Below are 24998 nucleotides of genomic sequence, written 5' to 3'. Positions count from 1 at the left end.
ACGCATTTTAAACAGCATCGATTTTATCATGTTGGACAACCTGTTCTGTTAAGTTGATATGCATATGGAAAAATATCAAAATAAAACCCCAGAAATCAAAAGGTCTCTGGGGCTTCATTATATATTTAGCTCTTTTTGCTTTTTGTTTTGTTTATGTCTATGTAGCAATTTTCGACTTATGAGAGAAATCAGTAATAAAATCAGTATGAGTACGAAAATCTGCATAAATGATAAATCAAAATATTTAGCACCTGTAACGATTAAAAGTGTAGAAATCGTACCTTTTACAATGAAAAAAATAATAATCCATAATCCGCCTTTTTTCCAGTTCATTTTTATATTACCCTTTCCTACTTTTTAATTCTTAAATGGGACACCTTAATAAAAATCTATTATATTAGTAAACTTTTTTCATAAAAATCATATCCAATTACATACGACGATTCCATCATAAATGAAAATGATATTCAGTGTCAATTTTATTGACTGTTTGAATATCTATTTTTCATCTCAATCTCTGTCCAATTTGTTTCTTATAGGCAATGAACCCTTGTTTTCAAACAAAAAACACCTCCATTAAATTTACATACTTCGTATGCGAATTCAAGAGGTGTTTTTTCATGTACCATCAAGTAAGATTTCCTGCTTTATTTATTTCTTAATACGTACCTATTTTCTAGTACACAATAACTGGATCATATGTGTTCAAACTATCATACACAGTTTTTGCAACGTTAGGCAGAAGGTTTACACACCCACCTGATCCCCCTGTTACATAAGCATTATTTCCCCAGTCTTTTCGCCAGCCGGCATCATGGAATCCTTGACCGCTATTTGTGAATGGAACCCAGTAATCTACTTTCACTGCATAATCAGCTTTCCCTACTGCGCTACCTCTCAGCGTGTATGGAGTTCGTTTATATAAAACGTACCATACACCTGGTGATGTATCTTCACCCGTGCTATGTTTACCCGTTACTACATTTGTTGTGAGAACTAGTTTTCCATCTTTATAAATCCAAATTTATTGATCTGCAATGGACACTTCTGCATATGTGTCTCCAATGCCATTATTCGATGTTGTTTTATAGCCGACCCCTTCCTTCTCCCAACCATTCCCGTGAATATTAGAAGCAGAAAGCGATTTTTCGCCTTTCTCAAAGGCTTGTTGAAGTTGTTTTGTTTCTTTTTCCACATCTAGTGCCCAGCCGTATCCTTGCCCCTTTACTGAAATAACCGAACCAGAATGTGTTTTAAAAGCAAAGTCTTTATATAATGTAGATTTAGCCTTATTAATTTCAGTAATCTTATTCTTAATGTCGCTCGCATCGATTGTCACTTTCATATCCTTTGACATAGACGCATTTTGAATTAGATCTTTCGCTTTTAATGAATACACTTCATCCTGCACTTTATAATCAACAGACTGCTGAAGAAGATTCTGTAATGCCTTCTCTTCTTTTTTAATGATTGGATCGTCTTCTTTAATAGGTTGTATGTATGCAGACTTTAAATGAATTTCGCTTTTATGCTTCTGCTTGTCGTAATCTTTTAGTAGATTCGTAACGTCATATTGTTTTCCATCAACGCTCTTCGAAATTACAACTTTTCCTTGTTCGAGCTTCGCCATAGCATCTTGAGGCGCTTTTAACTTTTCATTCATAGAAACAATCTTTTCTTCTACAAGTTTTTTCATCGTTTCACTACGATACTGATCCGCTTCTTTCGGTAACAATGAATAATCTTTTTCCTTTGCAGAAGGGAAAAATGTCCACTGGCTTTTTAATAGTTTCTTAACTTGTGGTAAGTCTTTTTCCGTTAGCTCCGTTTTTGTATCTTGTTCATCTAAAATTTGTTGTTGATCAATATAGACTTTGTTTGCTAGTCCAGATGTTTTTAATTCTTGCATTGCCTGATCAGCGCTCAAACCACCGACTTTTGTATCATTAATCGTAACATTTGAATTGAAGTGAGTTGCCTGGTAATAACTCATTCCCCCAACGAGAAGTGCAATTACACCGCCACCCGCTGCGATAAGTTTCCAATTTGTAAAACGTTTTTTTGATCTTACCCGTTTTTTCTCAACTTCTTCAACAGATTCATTTACTGTATTATTGTTCATCAATCTTTCCCCCGTATACATTAACGTCAATCGATTTTAAACCAAAACCATTGAATAGTGTACCTTATTTTTCCTAAAATTTCATTGTTTTTAACCAGTTTTTATCTCATTTAATCGATTAAAGTCAGATTTTTTAATAGTAAGATATATAAAGATGATAGATAAAGTGAAAAAGGATCACAACAATCGAGCTATTACGTGCCCCTCGTATTCGCCAAATTTTAAAGAACGATACTACTTAACTTGATAAAATACTTTTCGGATAGTTCAAATCAGAGAAAGGCACCATAGGGTGTTTATTATTTATGAAAAATATCCACAAAAAAAGGACTACATGTAGACTCTTCTTTGTGAATATTTTAATGTCGCATATTATATACATTTAAATGCAAATCATGCTCCCTGCTTTCCACCATGTTTCACAACATTTACTATCGGCCTAACTAATTTCACCTTATAATCTTTATCATCAACAATTTCAAGATTCTTTAAACTATTATATATGTTTGTACCACGCTTTATTGATACGTTTAATCTTTACAGGTGTTGAAGTTTTAGACTCATCCTTTGTTGTAATCCTATTATTAGAACATCCTGCAATGGTGAGGCAGCATGTAGCCAATAAAACTAATAATATTAACTTCTTCAAATAGCCACTCCTATATAAGGGAAATATTATATTAAGAAAAATAAACATAACATCGAATCTTTGTAAAAACAATATATTTCCTAATTTTATTATTCATTGGCAGATTACTGCACACGTTAAGGTGCAGTAATCTGCTTATAAGCGTAGAAACCTATGCTCATCAAGTCAATGTCCAATTTCCATTTTATCCGATTCTCAATATTTATTCCAATATCAAAAGATAACTATTTTTATTGAAAACTAAGTATCTCTCAAAATGCAAAATACGAACTGGATTCCTATAATTCTATATACGTTTATTCAGCTAACTTCTCCCCTGTAACGATTTGAAACAACGTGGTTGCATGTTTCCCTTCTAATAGAGCGTACCGATTATCCCCCGCCTTAATTTCCAATTTCTCCTTGTTAGCACTTACCCAAATTTGATACAACACAGCTTTCGCCTCTATTTTCGGATTTTTAAATTGAAAAACAAATTGATAATCCGGTGGACGAGACATTTCCACTTTTTTATTTTCAAAAGTAGTATCCTGTAATATTTTCTTTACTTGCAACACTTCATTATTATCTGTCACTACCTTAAGATCTTCATATTCATTAGCACCAATACGTTTTTGCACTTCGATTCTTTGATCTTCATTTTCTAGTACATTTGAACAGCCGGTTATTATGAATATACAGATACTAATAATAACTAGAGGCCAATTTCTAAATTTCATATTAATACCCTCTTTTCAATACAAAATATTTTAATTTGTAAAATAAAGGTAATTAATTTAAACTTAAAAATAGAAATAATAAAGAGAAAGGAGTATCGTTCCATGCAGTTACAAACATACACTTGGAAAAGTTATACGTTTCTCATTGTAAGTATATTGGTTACTATTAATCTCTTTCTCTTCACACCTATTTTAGACCGAGTTGGAGTAGAATATGTCGTGCCTTTCGCCTACTTCATATTAGTTTCCGCTGTTATAGCAATCCTATTAGCAGTCATCTCTTTTTGTAGCCGGACTGAGAAAAAAGTTTTAGCCATTATCGGTTTATGTTTTACTCTATGTAACACAGCGATTATTTTATTTTTCCTTTGGTTTGGTTACCATTTCACTTAAGTGAAAGATAAATAAACTCCATAAGCCACAAATAAAATTAGTAAAATAGAAATGCTGAGCACCGTGTATATAATCCATTTTAAACTTGAACTCATATACTGCCTCCTCTCAACCCCTAATAATTCCAGTATATAGCAAAAAGCATTGGATACCCAATGCTTTTTCACACTTACGCAAATAAAGACGTATTCGCATATAAAGCTGGTGAACCACCTGAATGTACGAATAAAATGTTGTCTTCTTTATTAAATGCACCTTTTTTAATTAAATCGATTAGTCCCGCTACTGCTTTACCTGTATACACTGGATCAAGTAAAATACCTTCTGTTTTCGCAAGTAATCGAACTGCTTCCACCATTTCTGGCGTTGGTAACGCGTAACCTGGTCCTACATATTCATCAAAGCATGTAACAGCTTCGCGCGAGATAAAATTCGGAATACCAACGTGAGCTGAAGTTTCCTCTACAAGTTTCGCTACTTTCTCTTCTTGTTCCGCTTTTCCTCTACTTACGTTGATTCCGATTACAGGAATGTTACTTTGTGTTCCAGCAAAACCAGTAATTAAACCAGCGTGCATACCAGCGCTACCACTTACACAAACAACCGAGCTGAAATCAATTCCTTGATCGAATGATTGTGCCATAATTTCTTGCGCGCAAGCAACGTATCCCATTGCACCAGTAGGATTTGATCCACCAACTGGTATTACATATGGTGTACTACCTTTCTCACTTACTTCTTTCGCGACTTTATGCATCTCTTCCATAAGATCTGCTCCGTTTGGTACAACAATTACATTTTCAGCACCTAGTAAATGATATAAGAAATAGTTTCCATTAAAGTCTGGCTTCTCTTCTGGCTCAAGCCCTTCTTCTAATACAAGAATACATTTCATTTTTTCTTTTACCGCAGCTGCAAGGGTTAAACGGCAATGGTTTGACTGAATACCACCAGCCGTAATTAACGTATCTGCTCCTTTTGCCTGCGCATCCGCAACTAGAAACTCTAACTTTCTCGTCTTATTACCACCAGCTGTTAAACCAAGTAAATCATCTCGTTTAAAATAAATAGTCGGCCCACCAAGTACTTCAGAAAAATTGTTTAATTTTTCAATTGGTGTATATGATTCTGTATATTTTTTTCTCGGGAATTTAGCTAAATTCATTAATAACGCTCCTTTTGTACTTCTTTCACAATGTATGTAACGATACTATTATTGCATGTAAAAATGATGAAGTCACCTTTCTGGAGGAAAAATGTATTGGAATTTGGTTTTGATGAATGGAATTGTATTAATAATTTTAACTTCATTACGGTACATGAAATTTATACCAACGATTTTTTCAATATATCGACGATTCGACAAAAAGTGAAAAAAATATAAAGAGCCCACTCATTAAAAAGTAGGCCCTCTCTAATCACTTATTTACCGAAAATCGAAGTAGCTGCGTTAATCCTGGTTCTAAATTCATTTCGCCTTTATGGCGTACGTATACAATTTTGTCCCCATCAAATTTTGGTGAATTTCCTGGATTATACGTCAGCCACTCGTTCGTTCCTTCTACAGAGTACTCCATATACTCCGTTGCACCGACAATTACATTTTTACTATCGTCAGCGGTTACATTTGGTGCCATTTGTGCGACCTTCGCATCACTAATTAGTAGCTTCTTTATATCCTTATCACGTTTATAGTCGTAAGCTGTTACAATTACATCGTTACCATATGCTTTCACTTGTAGCCCTTGTTTAAATGAATAACCATCAGGAGCAGTCTTCTCTCCGCCATTTGGTCCAGCTGACATCCATCCTGTTTCAATTCCGCCCGTATTTACAACCGTAAATCCTTTTTTATCTCCGCCTGCAATCTTCTTTTTACCAGCCCAATCTGGCAAGTTTAAATCCCAATGCGTATGACTCGTGAAGAAAACAACTTGCGGATAGTCTTTTAATATATCGTACAACTTATCGACGTTTAAATAATCTTGTAAGTACGGTGATTGTCTTGATCCAGATACTGTATCAGGTAAAACGTGATGAGAGAAAATGAAGATCGGCTTATTTTTATCTTTTTGGCTATATTCTTCTAAATTTTGTTTTAACCAACCTAATTGCTCATCACTCATAAATACTTCATCCCACATTTTTGAATCGTGGTATTTCATATATTTTTCAGTTCCTAAAAATAAAAGCGGATAACCGTCTAATTCTTTTTTATGATACACCTTTTCTTGCCCGCTAAATTGTAAGTAACGGTTGAATAGCGTTTCTTCCGTTACACCATTGGGCCATGTACTTTGAGAGAGCTTCCCATCAACTGTCCATTTACCAGCATAAAACTCATGATTCCCAACAGTTGACCATACATTCTCTGGATGCTTATTTTTGTTTAACACACGCTTCACATCATCATATTGTGACTGTTGTCCCGTTGACGTTATATCCCCATTCATAATAAGCGCTCTAGAAAGTGGTGTCACTTTGTTCATATCTTTTAATACGTGATCAAAATCCCCTAAATCCCCTTGAATATCACTAATAACATTAAAAGTTGTAGCTGATTTTCGAACTTGCTCTTTCCCTTCCGCATGTGCTGAAAACGTCGGCAATAATGCCGCCATAACTGCTAACGAAGCAACTGTCTTTTTCATACAAATTCTCCCCCTAATAATAGAATGTACAAACTGACATGTTCTGCTTTCTCTTAGGTGCTTGTCCAATTCACATTATAGGGAGGGATTGTAAAGGTAGATGGAGTTAAAAGTTAAGTGTTTTTTAAGAGATTTTGTCGTTTTTTGCAAACCACAATTAGCGATTCACGCCAATCTAGCTTTCTAGCCTTTTACATTACATACATGTAAATTTTGATGTTAAATCTTTTATTTTCATACGTTGTTTTTTATTACTTCTAATTTTCGGGAAAAATCCACTAATTAATAATGTTATAATCCATACCATTATTAGAATAAAATTTATTGTATTACCGGAATTCAAGCTGAAAACCCTCCACAAGTAGGCAGCACAAAAAACGAGGATAGCAGTAATACTAAGTAAAAATACCCTAACTACTAATCTTATGTAAGGTTTCTTCTCTTGCTTAAAAATGAAAGTTCTTCTACCTTTGTACAATCTAATTACGAATAGCAGCAAATATACACTAAGTATGGCTCCAATAACAATTGATGTAATGGAATTAATTTTTCTCTGCTCAGCTAGAGAGAAGTAACTTTCAGGTAATTTTCCAGTTTCATGTTCAATCCATGCATGGTAAATATCCTGTCGTAAGTCTATACCACCTTCACCATTTGTAAGGATTACCAATCCATCCTTTGTATTAGGAATGAAACCATAAAAAGAATGCCACCCTCGATTGTCACCAGAGTGATAAATTAATTTCCATTGATTAGATAGTTTTTTTTCAAATATACCTAAACCATTCTCCCCTAATACCGGCTTTTGCATTTCCGTAACACGTTCACTTTTGATGACACCATTCCCTTTATTATTTGCATCCATGCTTGCAAGTATCAATGTCATCATATCGGTAACATTTGTCTTAAGACCTGCAGCAGCCTGTTCGGTAAATTGGTAACTAGGGAGCTCCTCTCCAAAATATCCATAAGCTTTCGACAGGTTATGGTTTTCAGGACGTTGTAAGAATGAACTAGATTTCATTCCTAAAGGTTTCATAATTTGTTCTTCCATATAACGATCAAACGGTATTCCGGTAACCTCTTCCATTACAAGTTGTAAAATTGTATATCCACCACCAGAGTAAATTGTTTCTGAACCTGGTTTATTGGTAACCTCCACTGGTTCATTAAGCCATCCTTTTCCAGATAGAGACTCCTCAATAGAGTCAAGATGTTTCCCTGGTGCAACCCCGAGGTATCCTTTATGTGCAGACAGCCCTGCTGTATGGCTTAACAATCTTCTTATTGTGACTTCATTATTATTAAACTCTGAATTAGGTAATTTCCATTTGGTCAGATATTTTCCAACGGGATCATCTAGTGATAAACGACCTTCATCTACAAGATGTAGGATTCCCCACGCTGTAAGGTTTTTAGATATGGAACCAGCTTGAAACAATGTATCATCACTCACCGCTTTTTTTGTCTTTTTGTCTACATAACCGTAATTAAGTGTATAAGCAATACGCCCCTCATGTACAATCCCTATTGCAACCCCTGGTACCTCATAATTCTCCTGCCATTTTGGTACCTGTTCATCCAGCTTTTTTTTGAAATCCTCTATACTTCTATCAGTTAACGTGCCCGATTCTGCCCTCACCACATTTGTAAACCATGCTTCATTCGTAATGAATATACAAATCATTAAACATAAAATACTTTTGCATATTATCGATGCTTTTTGCCTATTCTTCATTTGCTCTACCCCTTTTTCAGAATATTCTACCCATCAATCAGAGTATCCCATTCTAATATCCCATTCTATCGATTTTTATTACTTAACCTTACAAAATTGTAATAAAAATCAAAGTTCTACTATTGTCCTTTATCCGAGGGCAATGAAATTCATTAACAAGATTGATATGAAGTTATATTTATTGTTTCAGTTAAGGCCCCTAAAATACTAGTTAGGTTAATCAAATAGATATATTCCAAACTACAAAAATTTATAATAGAAAAAGTGGATTTTAGTTTTAATTAGAATTTGAACAAAATATTGCTGCAAATATTTATTCTATAAAAAGAAGAACCCCACACATTTTGATTAAAATGTGTGGGGTTCTTCTGGCTTCCTTAAGTTTTTATAAAAAAGATTGATTATTTTATGTAGCCTACTAAAAAAACATTTTGTTTAATCAACTAACAGAACAAGATTAAACACTTAACTCGTATTAGTAATTTTTACTGTTTCTGTTGATAAATATAAAAATACTGCCTAACACACTTAATGAAAGTGCAAAATATAACAACAAATCAGGTAGAAATTTCAAAGGAATAATATCAATTAATTGTAAAACAATAATGGCAAGGATACCTAAATATAGAATATTGTACAAAGCATTATTTGTTTTATATAGAATTTCTCTTCCTCTTTCGTCGTTTGCTTCATCACTTGATTGAAATTTTATTACATACATCTTACTTATCACTATTAAACCAAATAACAAAATTTTTAACAACAACATATGTATCACTCCTCTAGATAATCAAATACGTCGGTTAACGGCTTTTCAAATACATTTGCGATTTTAAAGGCAAGAATTAGAGAAGGGTTATATTTATTCTTTTCAAGAGTAGCGATAGTTTGACGACTAACTCCCACTCTTGTTGCCAGTTCTTCTTGGGTCCAACCTTTTTCTGCTCGACAAACTACAATTTTATTATGCAACAATAGCAACACCTCTTTAGATAATTGTAATTTTTTTTTACAAATTGTAAATTATTTCTTACAATATATTTTTAAAATTAAAAATCCTCATAAAAAAAGACATAAAGATTTCTCCCCATGCCTACTAATCTTCTACTTCTTTACTGTATATACATAATGCGCTGTTTCAAAAACTTAATAAAAAAGAGAACTACTCTTCAAGCACTTCTCTCTTTCATCCAAACGATACATAGAAAATAAATCATTAAAAATATAATATATAAATTCCATAACGAGGGTATTGCAGCGACACTCAAATAAAGAGTTCCTGGTAACATCCACATGCAACAAACGACCATAAAAGCTTTTTTCCTTGCCACTGTCGCAATTACTGCTAGAAAAGAAGGAAATAAGAACATAAAAAATACGGTGATATATAAATCTTTATCCAGTAATTGCTTACTATACGGGTTGAAATATAAAAAGATAATTGAAAGGATAAAGATACTGATGGCAGCGGCTACCCCTATATAATTTTTCATAATCCCCCACCTTCCAATAGCAATGTACTTAATATTTTCCACCACTACACCCCATCTCCTTTTTTCATAAAAAAGAGACACAGAGATTTCTCCCCATGCCCAATTGTAGCTTTAATAAACAAAAGATAAGAGCTTATTTTTAAAAACGGTCAATCATAATACGATTTTTTTGTGATAATTCAAATAATTCTCCCGAAAAAAGTTTAATTGTTTTGTACACCTTATACAACAAAAGCTTTTCGCTTAACAAGATGTTGTTTCTTGCTTTTATTTTTCTATTACTCTTAACAATTAACTACTGCATATTTTTATTGCACTCAAATTGATTTTGAATTCCTGACCTATCAATTTGAATCCAATACTCTGCTATTTTTCCATCTTCTATTCTATACACAGCACTTGCCATTTGAATGATTGGGAGTCCTGTAGGTTGATATCCATCGATTTCTCCTAAGTGTCTACCTACTTGTTTCCAACGTACATATACTTTACTTCCTTGTACTAAAAACTCTTGTATTTCTAAAGAAAAATCACCATATACTTCAATCATCTCTCTTACATGTTCAGCATAATCTTCAGGTGTTCTGCAAACTGTTTGTTCTTCTTCAGATACAATTTGATGTGCCAATACTTTTTCTGCCATCAACTGATTTGAATAGTCAGGATTCTTCCCTGAACGTACTTCTTCAAAAAATTTTCTAACAATTTGTTCTGGCGTCATTTGAAAACCCCCACTGATTATTAGTTGAACCAATCGGGCTTTTATGGGCAGTTGATCCCCCACCTAAATTCTGTGCTTTCGCTAAATTTTGAGGTGGGGGTCTTACTGCCCATTAAAGCGGGATAAATCCAATACTAATCATATCACAGTTTATTTTAATCTAACTATTAAAATAAACTGATCCGTGTGTATAAAAAAACAAGACCTCTTCATTATTAAGATATCTCGGTTCATATTTTTCAGAAACATCGAAATTCCATTCGAAACATCATGACTTTATTTTAAATTCACACTACTAATCCTCTACTTCTTCACCGCATGCACATAATGCACCGTCTCAAAAGCTTTTAAATAATCGTTTCGTCCTTCAAAATATAATGTATGAATATCCTCTGGTGATACGTGCTCATAAATGAGTAAGCCCGCCTTCTCTAATAGTGCTTCCATTTCGGTATAAGAAAAACACGATTTCATCGGTTCTCCGCCTACTGTAGCCATTTTCACCATATTTTCAACTCGGTTGGACAGTCCTTTTTCCGTAAATAAGTTTTCATCCGGATAATCGAATACGATAGAACTTCCCTCTGGAACCATCTCGAATAAGTATTCTATTAAACTAGAAAGCTCCTCTTTCGTTAAATAGTACGTAACACCTAATAGGCTAAAGAAAGTCTTTTTGTTTTCAAATCCTTCATTTACTAATGTTTGCTTCGAGAAATCCTTAGTAAAATCCATCGAAACAAAATGAAGATTGCTTGGAATTTCATACTCTGCTTCTTTCACTCTTTGTATTTTAAACGATTGCGTAGAAGGATGATCCACTTCAAATATTTCTATTTTATTTTCTAATTCTCGGTGTCTAAAACTAAATGTGTCTAGGCCTGCACCGAGTATGACGTATTGTTTTGCGCCTAATATAATTTCATGTAGTAATACTCTTTCACAATATGCCGCGCGTGCCAAAGGTGTTGGTGATAATTGAACTTGTGTAATCCATTTTAATATTTCTTGTGGATTGTCTTGAAACTGATGTGCAATGTCTGTATTAAAAAACTGTATTCCTTGAACCATATTTGTTTCAATATCATTACGCTCTTTTTGTGAAATAAAATCTTTAGCTACATAATCATCAAAAATTTTAGGACGATCAAAATCACTATGATACGCCCTCCCGAAAGCTGATACTAGCGACGTTACACTTGCTTCACCTTTTTTCACGCACATACACTCCTTCATTTTCACAACAAAAATAGGGTTCCCCTGGCCAGGAGAACCCTATTATACACTTTATTTTTATATTGGTAAATTATAGCATAAATAAGTTTTTTTGTCAAATTTTCAGCCTGCTATTACTCCAACAATTTGTATATTCTCTAGCAGGAAAATTGTTGATTCACACAGAATGTTCCAAATTATAATAATACATATGGAGGTCACTATGAAACGATTCGTCATTATTACAGTAGGAAAAACACACAGCGGAAAAACTACATTTGCTCAAGAACTAGAAAAAGAGTTACCCCACTCTTTCGTTATGGATCAAGATAACCAAGCAGAATTTATTAACTCGCATTATGAAAAATTACAGCCGGCTGAAGGCGCCAATACCTTTAAACACGGTCTTTCGAAATTCATTGTTGATTATGCAAAAGAACATACAAATTTACACCTTATTATTTGCAACTCAAATAGAAGCCGAAATGGCCGGATGTATTTACTAAATGAATTGTTTCCAAAAGAAGACTATGTACGCATACTCGTTCATTTTGATATTCCAGATGATGTACTTTACGAAAGAGTAGCTCGAAGCACGCGAAGTACGAATATTTTTAGAGGCAGTTATTCTAGTTTCAAAGAAGTACTCGATCGACAACAGTCTGAATCACTACAAGAAGATGTAGTAGATCCTATAGAAAACGAGGCTGATTATTTGTTTGTTATTCGCAATAGCAAGGATATAAACCTTACTATAGAAGAAATTGTGCATCTTGTTAAAGATTTGTCCCCTACTCCAAAATAGGAGACTATGAGAATTACATAATGATAGATTATCATGCAAATACTTCCTCTAGACATCGTACATGGTATATAATGATGTAATAATCTATTATTATATGCTCAATTTTACACAATAGAGTGCATTCATAGGAAAGAGGTACAAAAATATGAAAACAAAACAAACAATTGCTGCGTCTACACTAGCTTTAGCAATGATTGCTGGCGCAAACTCTGCTCATGCGGAAGTAACTGATGCTACTCCTCAGCAAAGTACGGGAGATCGATTAGCTGAAATTAAGCAACATAGACAAGAGTTAGACGCGAAATTGCAGCAACACAAAGAAAACGTGGATCAAACATTGAATGAACTTAACCAAGTTAAGGAAAATGTTGATACGAAGGTTAATGAACTACACGAGCGTAAACAAGTTGCAGATGAAAAAATTAACGAAATGAAACAACGTAAAGAAGAGTTAGATTCAAAACTTCAGCAAGACAAACAAATCGCCGAAGATAAAATCGCTGAAATGAAAGAGCATAAAAAACAAGTAGAAGATAAAGTTGCTGAAGTGAAAGAACATAAGCAAAATATCGATAACAAAGTGAATGAGATTAAAGAACATAAACAAACTGTCGATGAAAAAGTGAATGAAATTAAGCAACATAAAGAGAACATCGACCAAAAGGTTAATGAACTTAAGGAAGTTAAAAAACAAGTCGATGAAAAATTAGCTGAGTTAAAGAAAGCGAAACAAACTGCTGAGGACAAACTTGCTGAGCTAAAAGAAAATAAGCCGAATACTGGTAACACGTTAGAGGAACTTAAGAAAATTAAAGGCAATTTAGATAGTCTTTCCGCTAACTTAGAACTAGCTAAACAAGATGTAAAAAACAAACTTGCTGAATTACAAAAAGCTAGAGAAGAATTACTAAATAAAATTAACGAGATAAAACAAGCGAAACAAACTGTTTCAGATGATTTAACAAAGAAAAAACAAGACTTAGATATTAAAATCAACGACTTTAAACATACTGAGAAAAAAATTGAAGACAAATTAGCTGAGGTACATACAACGAAGCAAAATGTAGATAACAAAATTAATGAAGTATCTCAATCAAAACAAACTGAAACAAAGACTGGTACTACAAACACAAACAATAATGCTAAAGAACTTCCTAACGCTGGTAGTGAGCAATCAAATAATATGGCTTTAGGTATGTTATCTGTATTAGGCGGCGTTTTATTACTTACGCGTAATAAAATTAAAGCGTTATTCTCAAAATAAAGTGAAACTTTAATCAGTGGGGTTTTCTTCATCCCCCACTGATTATTAGTTGAACCAATCGGACTTTTATGGGCAGTTGATCCCCACCTAACTTCTTTGCTTTCGCTGCATTTTGAGGTGGGGGTCTTACTGCCCATTAAAGTGGGATAAAGCACTTATACAAAAGACAACCGCACACTTGTGCGATTGTCTTTTTTCTTTATATTAACTTCCCATCTCGAAGCGTCAATATACGATCACATACATCAAGCATTCTTTCATCATGCGTAATCATAATTGCTGCTTTTTGGCTCTCTTTCACTTCACGTTTCATCATTTCTACAACTTCACGTGCACGTTTCGAGTCTAAGCTAGCCGTTGGTTCATCCGCTAATATTAAATCCGGATTGTTCATAAACGCGCGAGCGATTGCTACCCTTTGTTTTTCTCCGCCGGACAGTTGATTTGGATAATGATTTTTTCTTTCTCCTAATCCAAATGCCGCTAATAAATGATCCGCACGCTTTTCTGATTCTTGTTTATTGTCTTTTTTAAGCTTTGCAATGTAAAGTAATTGTTCTTTTACATTTAAATATGGAACAAGATTTGCGAATTGGAAAATGAAGCCGATTTTTTTCAAACGAATGTCTGTCATTTCCTTTTCCGATAACTTCGTAATATTTTTCTCACGAATGTAAATATCCCCTTTTGAAGGTGATAATAATGCACCCGCGATTGATAATAACGTACTTTTTCCTGATCCAGAAGGACCGACGATTCCGATAAACTCTCCAGCTTTCACATCAAGCGACATCGGATGAAGGGCTGTTACTTCCGTATTCCCTTCTCCGTACACTTTACTTACTTTGTCTAATTTCAATAATGAAGTCATTACATCCCGCCTCCAATTGCTTCTAATGCATCAACTTTTAATACTTGGTATAACGAAATCAGTGTTCCTAAAATACTAATGACGATAAAGATTGCTGCATATTGTGCAATCATCGGTGTTGTTAATAAGAACGGCATACCCGCTGGTAAAATTTGTTCTAATCCTTGTACAAGGACAATACTGATCACCATCGCAACGACTGATAAGAATAACGCCTGCACGACTAAGCTATTTGCTAAATAAGAGTTCTTTGTACCGATTGCTTTTAATACACCTAATTGCTGTGTTTTTTGCAGTGTAATGACGTAGAAGAATACACCGATTAGTAACGCAGCGATAACAAGTAAGAATGCAATGATCATCGTTAATGTTCCTTGCTCTTCTTTAAATCCTGGAATACTTTGCAGTACTTCTTTTTTGTCGATAACATGTGCATTTTTGATTTCTTTATCTGTATTCAGCGCAATTGCACTATAATCTTTTTGATTTGGTTGTGAAATAGATCCCCATACGTCTTCATTTACATAAACGACTGGTGTATGGCTAAACATTTGATCTTTCGTAAATCCAACGATTGTAAATTCTTTCTTTGAAACAGGATCAATAATTGTATCCCCGATATCGATTCCTTTTTCTTTAATTGATTCATCAGCAACCATTTCGTTGTTTGCTGTACCTAATTTCTCACCTTTTACAATGTTCGGTTCTAAAAATGAATCACGTTCACTTGAGAAAATAGCAACATCCACTTTTTTCGAACTATCTTTCTTTTCATACGTTGAAACTTTCACGCGAAACGGAACGGCCTCTTTCTCGCCTACTTGATTGACTACGTTATCTACATCGTCTTTCTTAATTTGTGAACGAAGTAATTTATTTTCCGCATCATCCGCTAAAACGAACTTATTTGCCTCCATATTTTGAATCGATGAAGCATTATCATATGATAGTCCATTTGCTAATCCTGAAATAACAAGGACTAAAAATGATAATAACACCATAATCAATCCGATTAATCCGTATCTTAATTTTGATTGTTTTAATTCACGCAGAGCTAAAAACATTTCGCTCGCTCCTTCCTCTTTCTTTCTATGCACTTAGCATAAAAAAGAAATATGAACGGAATATGAACAGAAGATTACAGAGGGGAAGATTTAATTTTCAGAAAGTATTGAAAATAATTAGAATCCTTGATACAATTCAGTCAAATAATCTTGACCGAGTAATTTCATTTAAGGAGTTGATCATGTTGAAGCCCATGTTAACACTCACTACTTATAGCCAACTAAAAGCAATAAGCGATCCACTACGTGTCGAAATGATGATGCGTCTATGCGAACGTCCTTATACAGGACAACTACTATCTGAGAAATTCGGCATTCCAAGGGCTAAAATTCATTATCATTTAAAAGAATTAGAAAAGAATGGTTTTATAGAAATTGTTTATACAGAAGAAAAGAATGGTATCATTCAAAAGTTTTATCAATCTGTCGCTAAAGGCTTCACCCCTGCCGCAAATCTATTACCTCATTTAGAAATGTTAAGCGAATCAGGTCGCCAAATCTTTTTACAAATGACGGAAATGACGAAAAGCCATATTCTTGCTGCACCGGAAGAAGCTTTTATGTTACGAACAGGAAGCGAAAACCCTACTGAGTGGAATTACGTTTCATCTTGCTGGGAGTTTGATGCCACGCCAGAACAATTTCAAGTGTGGGTGAAAAAGTTTCATGAATTAATGGGTGAATTAAACGATATCACAAAAGACGCGGATAAAGATCCAAATAGTAAATCTTATTACATTTCTACTACTGCACTACAAATCGACGAACGAGCAATGCAGCGATTCGTTAAAAAAGAAGAAAAATCGTAATACGATTTTTTTTACACCAACGGTCAAATTTATTTTACCGAATAATTTTTTTATAAAGGAGTAGATAAAGTGGACATATTAAAAAACCGGAATTTCTTCTTACTGTTTTTAGGGAGAATTTTTACGAACATAGGAGATAGCTTGTATTATGTAGCTGCGATGTGGCTCGTATATAAACTTAGTGGTAATCCTTTTTATTCTGGATTGGCTGGTTTCCTTACATTATTACCTTCTGCACTTCAATTTCTTACTGGGCCATTCGTTGATAGATGGTCAATCAAAAACACCCTCGTCATCACACAAGTTCTGCAATGCATTCTTATATTAATCATTCCTATTACACACTACTTCGATCTATTAACAGTTCAATTACTACTCATCATTATGCCCATCGTAGCCTTTATCGAACAATTCGCCTATCCCGCACAATCAAAAGCTTTACCACTTCTACTGCATAAAACACAATTATTAAAAGGAAATTCACTCTTTTCATTTGCGTATCAAGGCATTGACTTAATTTGTACGACTCTTTCTGGCATATTAGTAGCACTATTTGGCGCAATCACTTTATATGTAATCGACTCTTTTACATTCGTGATTACTGCCCTTTTGTTCTTTTCACTAAAAATGCCAACGCAAGCAGAAACCAATACATCGCTATCAACTAAACAATATTTCTCTGATTTAAAAGAAGGTTTTTCCATCGTCTTTCGTTCATTAATGGGCGTATTCTTAATCGGTTCAGTAGTCGCTAATTTTTCAATCGGTATGACGATGGCGATACTCCCTTCTTTCGCTGATTCTTTAGGAGGCGTGAAATCATATGGCTTTTTTCTAGCTGCTATATCAGCAGGTAGTCTCATCGGTGCATTATTCAGTTCATGGGTTGGCAAACGTAATGTTGGCCGTGTCTCTATTCTTGGTTTTGCGACTGGCGCTATCTTTTGGTTTCTCTCTACGATCGTACCGTTTCAATGGCTATCTATTCTCTTATTCGGCCTAGCTTGGATTCCAATTGGTGCGACCAACATATTATTCGCGACAATTAGTCAGATTGTAATTCCAAATCAATATATCGGACGTATCAATACAGTCATAGGAAGTATGGGCAAAATTGCTATGCCGTTCGGCTCTTTAATTGGCGGATACACCGCAAATGTATTTAGTAGCCAACTCATTTTCGCGCTCGCTAGCATCGGTATTTTATTTATTTCTCTCGTATGGCTGCTTCATCCAAAATTACGAGCATTGCCGAAAGCTGATGAAATTACAGCGGATACTTTTGGAGTTCGATTTAAAGTAGAGCGCGGGAAAGGTACGGCTTTATAGCAGGAACAAATTTAACCCCGTTCTAACTATAGGACGGGGTTAAAAATATAGTTATTTCATTTTGTATGTAAGATACTTCACTCACTAAAAAATATAACAATAAAGTTATTTAAAAAAAGCGCCCAATTGTGGAAAATCAAGATGATGATTTTGACTGTTTCCTTTTCTTTTTGACTAACGCACTAGTTTGAAAACGGAACCATTTAAAGAAAATCGACACTTGAGTAACTCTGTTTTATTTTGAATATAGGTAAAGTCCAAAATCTTGCATAACAGAGGTTTGCCCCATTTGCCGCAACATCGTAGCTATATTGCCACGGTGATAAGAACCATGGGTGACAACGTGAAGTACTGATTCAGAAATAGAAGTTTCAAGCACCCCAGCATATGGGTTATTCACCACTATCACCTTATCAATATCTTCTTGACTGTTTAAAAGGGCTTCGTTTCGTTCGGATAAGTCTTGAAATATTTTTTTCATTTCCTCAATATTTTTTGTTTCCACCTGTTCTCTCAATTGGTTTGTAGACACCATTGCTTCATTCATACTTTTACCTAAGATAATGTCAAACCATGCGTAATCAGTAAGGTAAATGTGCGACAACACCTTTGATACCGAAGAAAAACCACTCTGAATTTCCTTATGATAAATGTCCTGTGGTAGTTCTTTTAAACGATCAATTATCACTCCATTTGCCCATACGTGGTATTTGTACATTATTAATGCGGGGTGTGTCATCTTAAAGTCCCTCATTTCTAATAGTTTTTGGTATTGAAACAATCGATGCCTAGGTAAATAATTCGTCTATAAATTCTGTTGTTCAATTTATTTATTATTCCATTTTATTTATAATATTCCTTCCTAAACTAATCTGACTTATTACCATAAGTACATTCCTTCACAACCCCTATTTATTCACATGGATATCTAAATTAATCACAAATTGTCATTCAAGAATGTGGTCCAATTGTGGAATAGAATGACTCGCATATTTTCAAACAACTTTTTGTCACTTTACACATAAGCGAAAAAATATCAGCGATCTCCCGAAACAAAATGACAAAAAAGAAGAGGCCGTTTCCAAACAGCCTCTTCCATCTATTTCGGAAGCTCCACCTGAACAGTAGTCCCTTCCCCTTTCGTACTATACACAGAAACGTTTCCGTTATGTAGTTCAACAATTTTCTGCACAATTGATAACCCTAAACCGCTACCTTCTACGTTTCTTGCCCTTGCAGTATCTACTTTGTAAAAACGATCAAATATACGGTCCATTTCTTCTCTTTCCATACCAATTCCGTTGTCTGATATAGAGATCATCACACTTGATTCTAATTCTTCTACAACAAATTCAATCGTTCCACCGTCGTTTGAAAACTTAATGCTATTCGTAAAGATGTTACTCCATACTTGATGAAGTAAGTTTTCATCCCCTCGTATTGTAATATCCGGCACATCAAATTCAACGGCGATATCTTTTTCACGCCATTTCCATTCGAGCATAAAAATGACGTCTTTAATTTGCTTTTGCAAATTGAATTCTTTTATTTGTAGAACTTTTTCTTCTTTATCTAGTGAAGCAAGCGTAAGTAACTGTTTACATAAACTAGACATTCGCTTACTTTCACCCTCAATAATTTGTAAGTAATGGTTTCTTTCTTCCGCACTCATCTCTTCTGTTTGTAATGTTTTCGAGAAACCTTGAATGGAAGAAAGCGGCGATTGGAATTCGTGAGAAACGTTTGAAACGAATTCTTGTCTCATCTCATCTAATTCTTTAATACTTTTCGTCATCTTTTGAAAATTAGTTGCCAATGTACCAATTTCATCTTTTCGATTTTCATCCAATTCGATATCATATTCACCATTTGCAATCTTTTGCGTCGCTTTCGTAAATGTACGAATCGGACGCACGATATAACCTGCTGCAATCGCTATAAAGATAATACTTAATAGTACGATAAATCCAAGTAATACCGCTAAGAAGATTCGCATCTCGCCAAATTGGTTCTGAATGTCAGGACGAATAAATAAAGCGTACTGTTTATCACTGTGTTTTACCGGGACACCGACACTATTAATTAATTCATTATCGAAAAACCCTGTAATAAAGAGGCGCGTTGGATATGTGGAAACGCCGTTAAACGTTTCCCCTTGCAACACTTTATGAACAGTATCATCACTAATAGACGTTTTACGAAACGCATTACCGATACGCTTTCCATTCTTTTTGTCATCTACAATGTAAATTTCATATCCTAATTTCGCAATAGACTGTAAGTACGCCTCTTTATTTTCTTCACTTTGTTTTTCATATAACGCTTTAACTTCTTCCGCGTACATTAAAATCTTTTCACTGTTATACGGTTTTAACTTCACTTGATAGTACACATTTGTTAATAAAAAACCGATAATACTGCTAAGTAGCATGATTCCAACCGTCATAAAAACAAATCTAGAGTATAGTGATTTCATTCTATTTCAACTCCAACTTATAACCGAGTCCGCGTACTGTCGTAATTTGAAAATCATCCGTTCGTTTTGAAAAACGATCTCGCAGCCTTTTCACATGAACGTCAACTGTTCGTTCATCCCCTTCAAAATCCATTCCCCATACTAATTCAATTAATTCTTCTCTTGAAAATGTTCTTCCCGGGTAACTAGCCAGTTGTGATAACAATTCAAATTCCTTTAATGGAAGCAGAATCGTTTGACCGTTACACTTCACTTCAAAGCCTTTTCGGTCAATTGTTGTACCGTGCAGTGTAATAATATCAGCACTCAGCATTTGATAACGACGCAGTAATGCTTTCATACGGAAAATGACTTCAGCTGGCTCAAACGGTTTTACAATATAATCGTCCGTACCAGAAATAAATCCTTTTTCTTTATCAACTAACTGATCTTTCGCAGTTAATAAAATAACAGGAATATCATGATACTTCCTAATTTCCTCACATAACGTATAGCCATCAACAAACGGCATCATAATGTCTACTATCGCAAGTTGAATATTCTCTTTCTCTAATACGCCTTGCGCTATCTTTCCATCTTCTGCTTCAAAAACTTTAAACCCCTCTTTTTGTAAATGGTAATGTAACAACTCTCTAATATGCTTATCATCATCAGCTAATAAAATATGTATCATCTTCATTAAACCCTCTCTTGTTCATCCTTCTACATTTCTTACATTAAGAAACAATTGTTTTTTTTGCAAGAAAAAGAAAAACAAACCAACATTTTAAGATAAATAAAAAGAATCTATTTTGAAAAAAGATTATTCAAAATAGATTCTTACGTTTTAGTATTAAGATTATTTTAATGAAAAATAAGTTCTAAGCTTTAGAAATATCAACGAACCCTTCTCCAAATACGTCACGAACATCGTGTATAGCGATGAACGCAGCTGGATCCGTAGTTTGAACAATCCGTTTTAGCTTCACTACTTCTTGCTTGTTAATAACAACATAAAGAATTTCCTTCGGTGTTTTCGTGTAATAGCCATGACCTGAGTACACGGTAACCCCTCTGCCCATTAAGGTAGTGACCTTCCCGGCAATTTCATTCGGGTTATCAGAAATAATCGTAATAGCCTTCTTCGGATTTAAACCTTCAATTACAAATTCCATCACTTTCGTTGCTACATATAGCATAATAATTGTTATCATCAGTTTTTCTGCACCAATGATGAAATACGATGAAAACGCAACGATTAAATCGAAGAACAGTAAACCATAGCTAATGCTCCAACCTAAATATTTATGCGTCATCCTTGCTAAGATGGTAGTACCAGCAGTTGTTCCGCCAACGCGAATAATAAGACCAATCCCGCATCCAATAAATATTCCTCCGAAAATGGCATTTACGAGCATTTCATCCGAAGCAATCGTCCAGCCTTCTGTCAAATGAAGAAATAGCGAGTTTGTAACTACAGCGATAATCGTATAAATTGTTGTAATCTTATTTAAAAACTTATAACCAGCTATTAACAAAATCGCATTTAAAATTAAGTTAACTAAGCCCGGTGACCATTCAAATAAATAGTACGTAATAATCGTGATACCTGTTACCCCGCCCTCACCAAATTCGTTCGGGATAACAAACAAATTAACACCTAACGCAAAAAGAAATGCACCGATAATAATAAAAATAATGTCTGTCGTTCTTTTTTTCATACAGTACCTCACTTCTTATGTAAATATTTATTCTGTCATAAACTCTCACCATTATATCGTGGAATATTCAAATCGAACAGTGGTTTATTTTTATTTTAATATAGGGTAATAAATCAACTTCATCCTACATCCACAAGTAATTAAAAAAGTAAAACAACTGTATTTATTATGTACTACAAATAAAGTTTTGATTTCACATGCAATTGACGCTTAAAAATGAATATGAATACTCACTCGTACAAACTTCGAATACAAAGCAAATAGGCGAAGTTATAGAATAAACTTCGCCTCAAATATTTGATCACAGAGATTTAAATGAAATTTTATATCCATACATTCCAGTAATAAATTTACTTATCTTTTTCCATATATTCTTTAATCTTTCGTTCTTCCCACTCTTTTCCGAATATCCCAACTGGAAAAGTTGTCAAACCATGTATAACGATACCGATCCCCCAACCTGCAAGTGGATATAAAAACCATAATTTACTTGAATCAGAGATTATATTTATAATAAAAAGCATTACGTTCACTAGTATATAGACCGTTAAATGAATATAAAACGCTTTTAAATTCTCTACCCTTTTTTTAGCTCGTAAATAAACCTCATCTCGTTCCACCCTTAAACACTTCTTTCCATATTGTATTTTTTTACCTTCTCTCTAATATTAACATCATATTCTAATCGGAAATCCGTTATTCTCAAAAAATACAAAACAAAACGTACCCATCGAATTGTCATACATATGATCATTCAATGGGTACTGCATGATACATTGTTATAAAGGTCTAATTAAGACCAAATCCAAACATCATCATTATTTTCAGCGTTGCTCTTTACCTCATACACTTTTTCAATATGATCCGTTGTGTTCCAATTAATAGAACTTCCGCCCCAGCCCACATACTTCATATCAATTTTTACTTTCTCACCCGTACGAAGTACTTGTCCCTTCGTTAAGAAAACATCAATGATAACTTTCTTCCCGTTTAGTGATGGATACTCAACTACGACATATTTAGTAGAACCTTCTCCCTCACCTTCCATCATTCCTACTTTTGATACTTCCCCAATCACATAATCAGGAGAGCCGTCTTCTTTCATGTGCATACCTAATTTATTTGACGTATTTTCAACTGTATTTGCAATCATATATTCCGTAAAATTGCGCATCATAGATCCAGTAGCTTTAACCTCATCTCCTACTTTCACATTTAAAAATGAGTCCATATACACACTAACAGGTTCTTCATATTGCTTAGATTTTACAACAATCACACCTTTATCTACTTCTATTACTCGTCCTTCTAACGTCGAGAAATTAGATTCAATAGAAGCCGCACTCGCTTTTGACAGTTCTAATCCTGGTAAATTCGTTCCTGATAATGCTGCGATACCTAAAGCACCTGCTAAAATTAATTTTTTCATACCCATATGTAACCTCTCCATTCATGATGATTATATTTTTTGATTGGATACGACCAACCTGTAACTATTATAGTTACAGGTTGTAGAAAATAGCAACCATCTTTCTCATGCAATGTTGCATACTGTAACTTTTAAATATATTTAACACGAATGCTAAATTCTCGAATACTAGCAGGTAAACGAATTGATGATGAAGAAAACAATGTGATGCATCATATTTTTTCAAAGCTACATGTATAGTCGTAGTCCATTACATTATGTAGGAGAGGAGTTAACATGTTAAAGAAACCAAACAGATTACAGCCAGGTGATATCGTAGCAACAGTCAGCCCTTCATGGGGAGGCGCAGGCGATTCTGAGATAAGATGGCGATATGAGCAAGGGGTAAAGAGGTTAGAAGAAGTTTTCGGTCTTACGGTTGTTCCCATGCCAAATAGTTTAAAAGGTAGCGAATTCATTTATAACAACCCACAGGCTCGTGCGGAAGATTTAATGACAGCATTTCAAGATACGCGCGTGAAAGCAATTATTGCGAATATCGGCGGTGAAGATAGCATTCGCTTACTTCCCTATATAGATTTTAATGTGATACGTGAAAACCCGAAAATTTTTATGGGATACTCTGACGTTACCGTTTCACACTTGTTTTGTTATAAAGCAGGAATTTCCTCCTTTTACGGTCCAGCCATTTTAACGGATTTTGCTGAAAATATAGAGTTGAATCCATATACGGTTGAAATGGTAAAGCGAACTCTCTTTTCAAATGAAGTTATTGGCGAAATTCAACCAGCTCATGAATGGACGAGTGAGCGTTTAGAATGGATAGAGGTAAATAAAGATACAAGACGTACGATGCAGCAAAATAATGGATATGAGGTACTTCAAGGCTCTACTACCGTACAAGGACGCTTAATTGGTGGTTGTATAGAAGTACTGGAATTTGCAAAAGGAACGGAGCTTTGGCCTGAGAAAAAACATTGGGAAGATAGTATCTTTTTCTTTGAAACTTCTGAAGACCACCCAGAACCAAGTTATATAAAGTATTGTTTACGAAATTACGCAGCGCAAGGCATTCTCCAAAAAGCAAAAGGGATTATTTTTGGTAAACCAAAAGACGAAATGTATTATGAAGAATATAAACATGAAATACTTAAAGTTATGAAAGAATATAACTTAGAAGATTTGCCGATTCTTTATAATTTAAATTTCGGCCATACTGAACCGAAGTTTATTTTACCTTACGGCGCGTTGGCAGAAATTGATTGTGAAAATGTATCTTTTTCTATTTTAGAGAGTGGCGTGGAATGAAGTGTAACTTTAATCAGTGGGGGGCCATTCACATCGCTATCAAGCTAACATTTTGAAGTACTCCCAAAACAAAAATTTATTCTTTTCATAGGTAACCAAGGACATTTAGTTTATTTTTTTCGTTTTAGGGAACAATTAATTTCTTAAGTTGATAGCGATGTGGCGCTATCCCAAAATATAAAAATCTCCTTCAAAAAAGAAAGGCGCCTACGCACCTTTCTTTTTTAACTCACTTGTACTCT

At 34.4% G+C, this 24998-nt stretch carries 24 protein-coding genes and 1 pseudogene; 6 read left to right on the top strand and 19 right to left on the bottom strand.

The features are described 5' to 3' along the window. Positions 1-117: 117 nt before the first annotated feature. From PDL00_RS27120 to PDL00_RS27110, 3 genes and pseudogenes are all read right to left on the bottom strand, one after another. On the bottom strand, positions 118-333 hold the full coding sequence (locus PDL00_RS27120; RefSeq protein ID WP_046954849.1) for a hypothetical protein: 216 nt from the start codon (positions 331-333) through the stop codon (positions 118-120). A gap of 343 nt (positions 334-676) precedes the next feature. Beyond that, positions 677-2122 (bottom strand): annotated as a pseudogene (locus PDL00_RS27115) (L,D-transpeptidase family protein). A gap of 945 nt (positions 2123-3067) precedes the next feature. Next, positions 3068-3490, bottom strand: coding sequence for a hypothetical protein (locus PDL00_RS27110; protein WP_242251158.1), 423 nt, complete (start codon positions 3488-3490; stop codon positions 3068-3070). 102 nt (positions 3491-3592) lie between these two features. On the opposite strand from PDL00_RS27110, the gene PDL00_RS27105 reads away from it, so the two are divergent. Next, positions 3593-3883 (top strand): hypothetical protein, encoded by a 291-nt coding sequence (locus PDL00_RS27105; RefSeq protein WP_242251156.1) that lies wholly within the window; start codon positions 3593-3595, stop codon positions 3881-3883. Between the two features lie 169 nt (positions 3884-4052). Here the strand turns inward: PDL00_RS27105 and PDL00_RS27100 are convergent, their stop codons facing one another. From PDL00_RS27100 to PDL00_RS27065, 8 genes are all read right to left on the bottom strand, one after another. Continuing rightward, the gene (locus PDL00_RS27100) at positions 4053-5048 is read right to left on the bottom strand and encodes a D-cysteine desulfhydrase (RefSeq protein ID WP_270732444.1); all 996 of its coding nucleotides are present in this window, start codon (positions 5046-5048) and stop codon (positions 4053-4055) included. Between the two features lie 253 nt (positions 5049-5301). Continuing rightward, positions 5302-6534 (bottom strand): DUF4073 domain-containing protein, encoded by a 1233-nt coding sequence (locus tag PDL00_RS27095; protein WP_270732441.1) that lies wholly within the window; start codon positions 6532-6534, stop codon positions 5302-5304. 196 nt (positions 6535-6730) lie between these two features. Further along, complete coding sequence (locus PDL00_RS27090; protein WP_242251150.1) at positions 6731-8272, bottom strand: serine hydrolase domain-containing protein; 1542 nt, start codon at positions 8270-8272, stop codon at positions 6731-6733. 475 nt (positions 8273-8747) lie between these two features. Further along, a complete protein-coding gene (locus PDL00_RS27085; protein WP_033691900.1) occupies positions 8748-9041 on the bottom strand; it encodes a hypothetical protein in 294 nt (97 codons plus the stop codon). A 5-nt stretch (positions 9042-9046) separates the two neighbouring features. Then, positions 9047-9247: a helix-turn-helix transcriptional regulator gene (locus tag PDL00_RS27080; RefSeq protein WP_000903049.1), complete on the bottom strand. Its 201-nt coding sequence runs from the start codon at positions 9245-9247 to the stop codon at positions 9047-9049. 194 nt (positions 9248-9441) lie between these two features. Continuing rightward, positions 9442-9765, bottom strand: a complete 324-nt coding sequence (locus PDL00_RS27075; protein ID WP_270732437.1) for a hypothetical protein — start codon at positions 9763-9765, stop codon at positions 9442-9444. Between the two features lie 295 nt (positions 9766-10060). Then, the gene (locus PDL00_RS27070; protein ID WP_242251146.1) at positions 10061-10486 is read right to left on the bottom strand and encodes an ester cyclase; all 426 of its coding nucleotides are present in this window, start codon (positions 10484-10486) and stop codon (positions 10061-10063) included. A 303-nt stretch (positions 10487-10789) separates the two neighbouring features. After that, positions 10790-11704, bottom strand: coding sequence for a class I SAM-dependent methyltransferase (locus PDL00_RS27065; RefSeq protein WP_242251144.1), 915 nt, complete (start codon positions 11702-11704; stop codon positions 10790-10792). A 220-nt stretch (positions 11705-11924) separates the two neighbouring features. On the opposite strand from PDL00_RS27065, the gene PDL00_RS27060 reads away from it, so the two are divergent. Next, entirely contained in the window at positions 11925-12506 is a 582-nt protein-coding gene (locus PDL00_RS27060) for an ATP-binding protein (protein ID WP_242251142.1), read from the top strand. A 145-nt stretch (positions 12507-12651) separates the two neighbouring features. Continuing rightward, a complete protein-coding gene (locus tag PDL00_RS27055; protein WP_270732433.1) occupies positions 12652-13770 on the top strand; it encodes an LPXTG cell wall anchor domain-containing protein in 1119 nt (372 codons plus the stop codon). Positions 13771-13969: 199 nt separating this feature from the next. Here PDL00_RS27055 and PDL00_RS27050 read toward each other — a convergent pair whose 3' ends face one another. Further along, positions 13970-14641, bottom strand: a complete 672-nt coding sequence (locus PDL00_RS27050) for an ABC transporter ATP-binding protein (RefSeq protein ID WP_061677765.1) — start codon at positions 14639-14641, stop codon at positions 13970-13972. Continuing rightward, positions 14641-15705 (bottom strand): ABC transporter permease, encoded by a 1065-nt coding sequence (locus tag PDL00_RS27045; protein WP_000477765.1) that lies wholly within the window; start codon positions 15703-15705, stop codon positions 14641-14643. The genes PDL00_RS27050 and PDL00_RS27045 overlap by 1 nt, the downstream gene beginning before the upstream one ends. Positions 15706-15887: 182 nt before the next feature. On the opposite strand from PDL00_RS27045, the gene PDL00_RS27040 reads away from it, so the two are divergent. Both PDL00_RS27040 and PDL00_RS27035 read left to right on the top strand, forming a co-directional pair. Continuing rightward, a complete protein-coding gene (locus PDL00_RS27040; protein ID WP_270732428.1) occupies positions 15888-16514 on the top strand; it encodes an ArsR/SmtB family transcription factor in 627 nt (208 codons plus the stop codon). 69 nt (positions 16515-16583) lie between these two features. Next, positions 16584-17843: an MFS transporter gene (locus PDL00_RS27035; protein WP_270732426.1), complete on the top strand. Its 1260-nt coding sequence runs from the start codon at positions 16584-16586 to the stop codon at positions 17841-17843. A gap of 235 nt (positions 17844-18078) precedes the next feature. Here PDL00_RS27035 and PDL00_RS27030 read toward each other — a convergent pair whose 3' ends face one another. The 6 genes from PDL00_RS27030 to PDL00_RS27005 form a co-directional block, all read right to left on the bottom strand. Then, the gene (locus tag PDL00_RS27030; protein ID WP_242254290.1) at positions 18079-18582 is read right to left on the bottom strand and encodes a DinB family protein; all 504 of its coding nucleotides are present in this window, start codon (positions 18580-18582) and stop codon (positions 18079-18081) included. A 360-nt stretch (positions 18583-18942) separates the two neighbouring features. Then, positions 18943-20319: a sensor histidine kinase gene (locus PDL00_RS27025; protein ID WP_270732424.1), complete on the bottom strand. Its 1377-nt coding sequence runs from the start codon at positions 20317-20319 to the stop codon at positions 18943-18945. Position 20320: 1 nt separating this feature from the next. Beyond that, positions 20321-20998 carry a response regulator transcription factor gene (locus PDL00_RS27020; RefSeq protein ID WP_242254286.1) on the bottom strand — a complete coding sequence of 226 codons (678 nt, stop codon included), beginning with the start codon at positions 20996-20998 and terminating at the stop codon, positions 20321-20323. A gap of 181 nt (positions 20999-21179) precedes the next feature. Next, on the bottom strand, positions 21180-22019 hold the full coding sequence (locus tag PDL00_RS27015) for a YitT family protein (protein WP_000747488.1): 840 nt from the start codon (positions 22017-22019) through the stop codon (positions 21180-21182). Positions 22020-22369: 350 nt separating this feature from the next. Further along, complete coding sequence (locus tag PDL00_RS27010; RefSeq protein ID WP_061677771.1) at positions 22370-22639, bottom strand: 2TM domain-containing protein; 270 nt, start codon at positions 22637-22639, stop codon at positions 22370-22372. A 173-nt stretch (positions 22640-22812) separates the two neighbouring features. Further along, a complete protein-coding gene (locus PDL00_RS27005) occupies positions 22813-23454 on the bottom strand; it encodes a hypothetical protein (protein WP_270732421.1) in 642 nt (213 codons plus the stop codon). A 270-nt stretch (positions 23455-23724) separates the two neighbouring features. Here PDL00_RS27005 and PDL00_RS27000 point away from each other — a divergent pair, with 270 nt between their 5' ends. Beyond that, positions 23725-24756: a S66 family peptidase gene (locus tag PDL00_RS27000; RefSeq protein ID WP_270732418.1), complete on the top strand. Its 1032-nt coding sequence runs from the start codon at positions 23725-23727 to the stop codon at positions 24754-24756. The last annotated feature ends 242 nt before the right edge of the window (positions 24757-24998 follow it).

It is taken from the genome of Bacillus cereus group sp. TH152-1LC, from assembly GCF_027710505.1.
Classification (GTDB): domain Bacteria; phylum Bacillota; class Bacilli; order Bacillales; family Bacillaceae_G; genus Bacillus_A; species Bacillus_A mobilis.
Note: the sequence above shows the minus strand (reverse complement) of the source record. Positions and strands in the feature narration are given on the sequence as shown.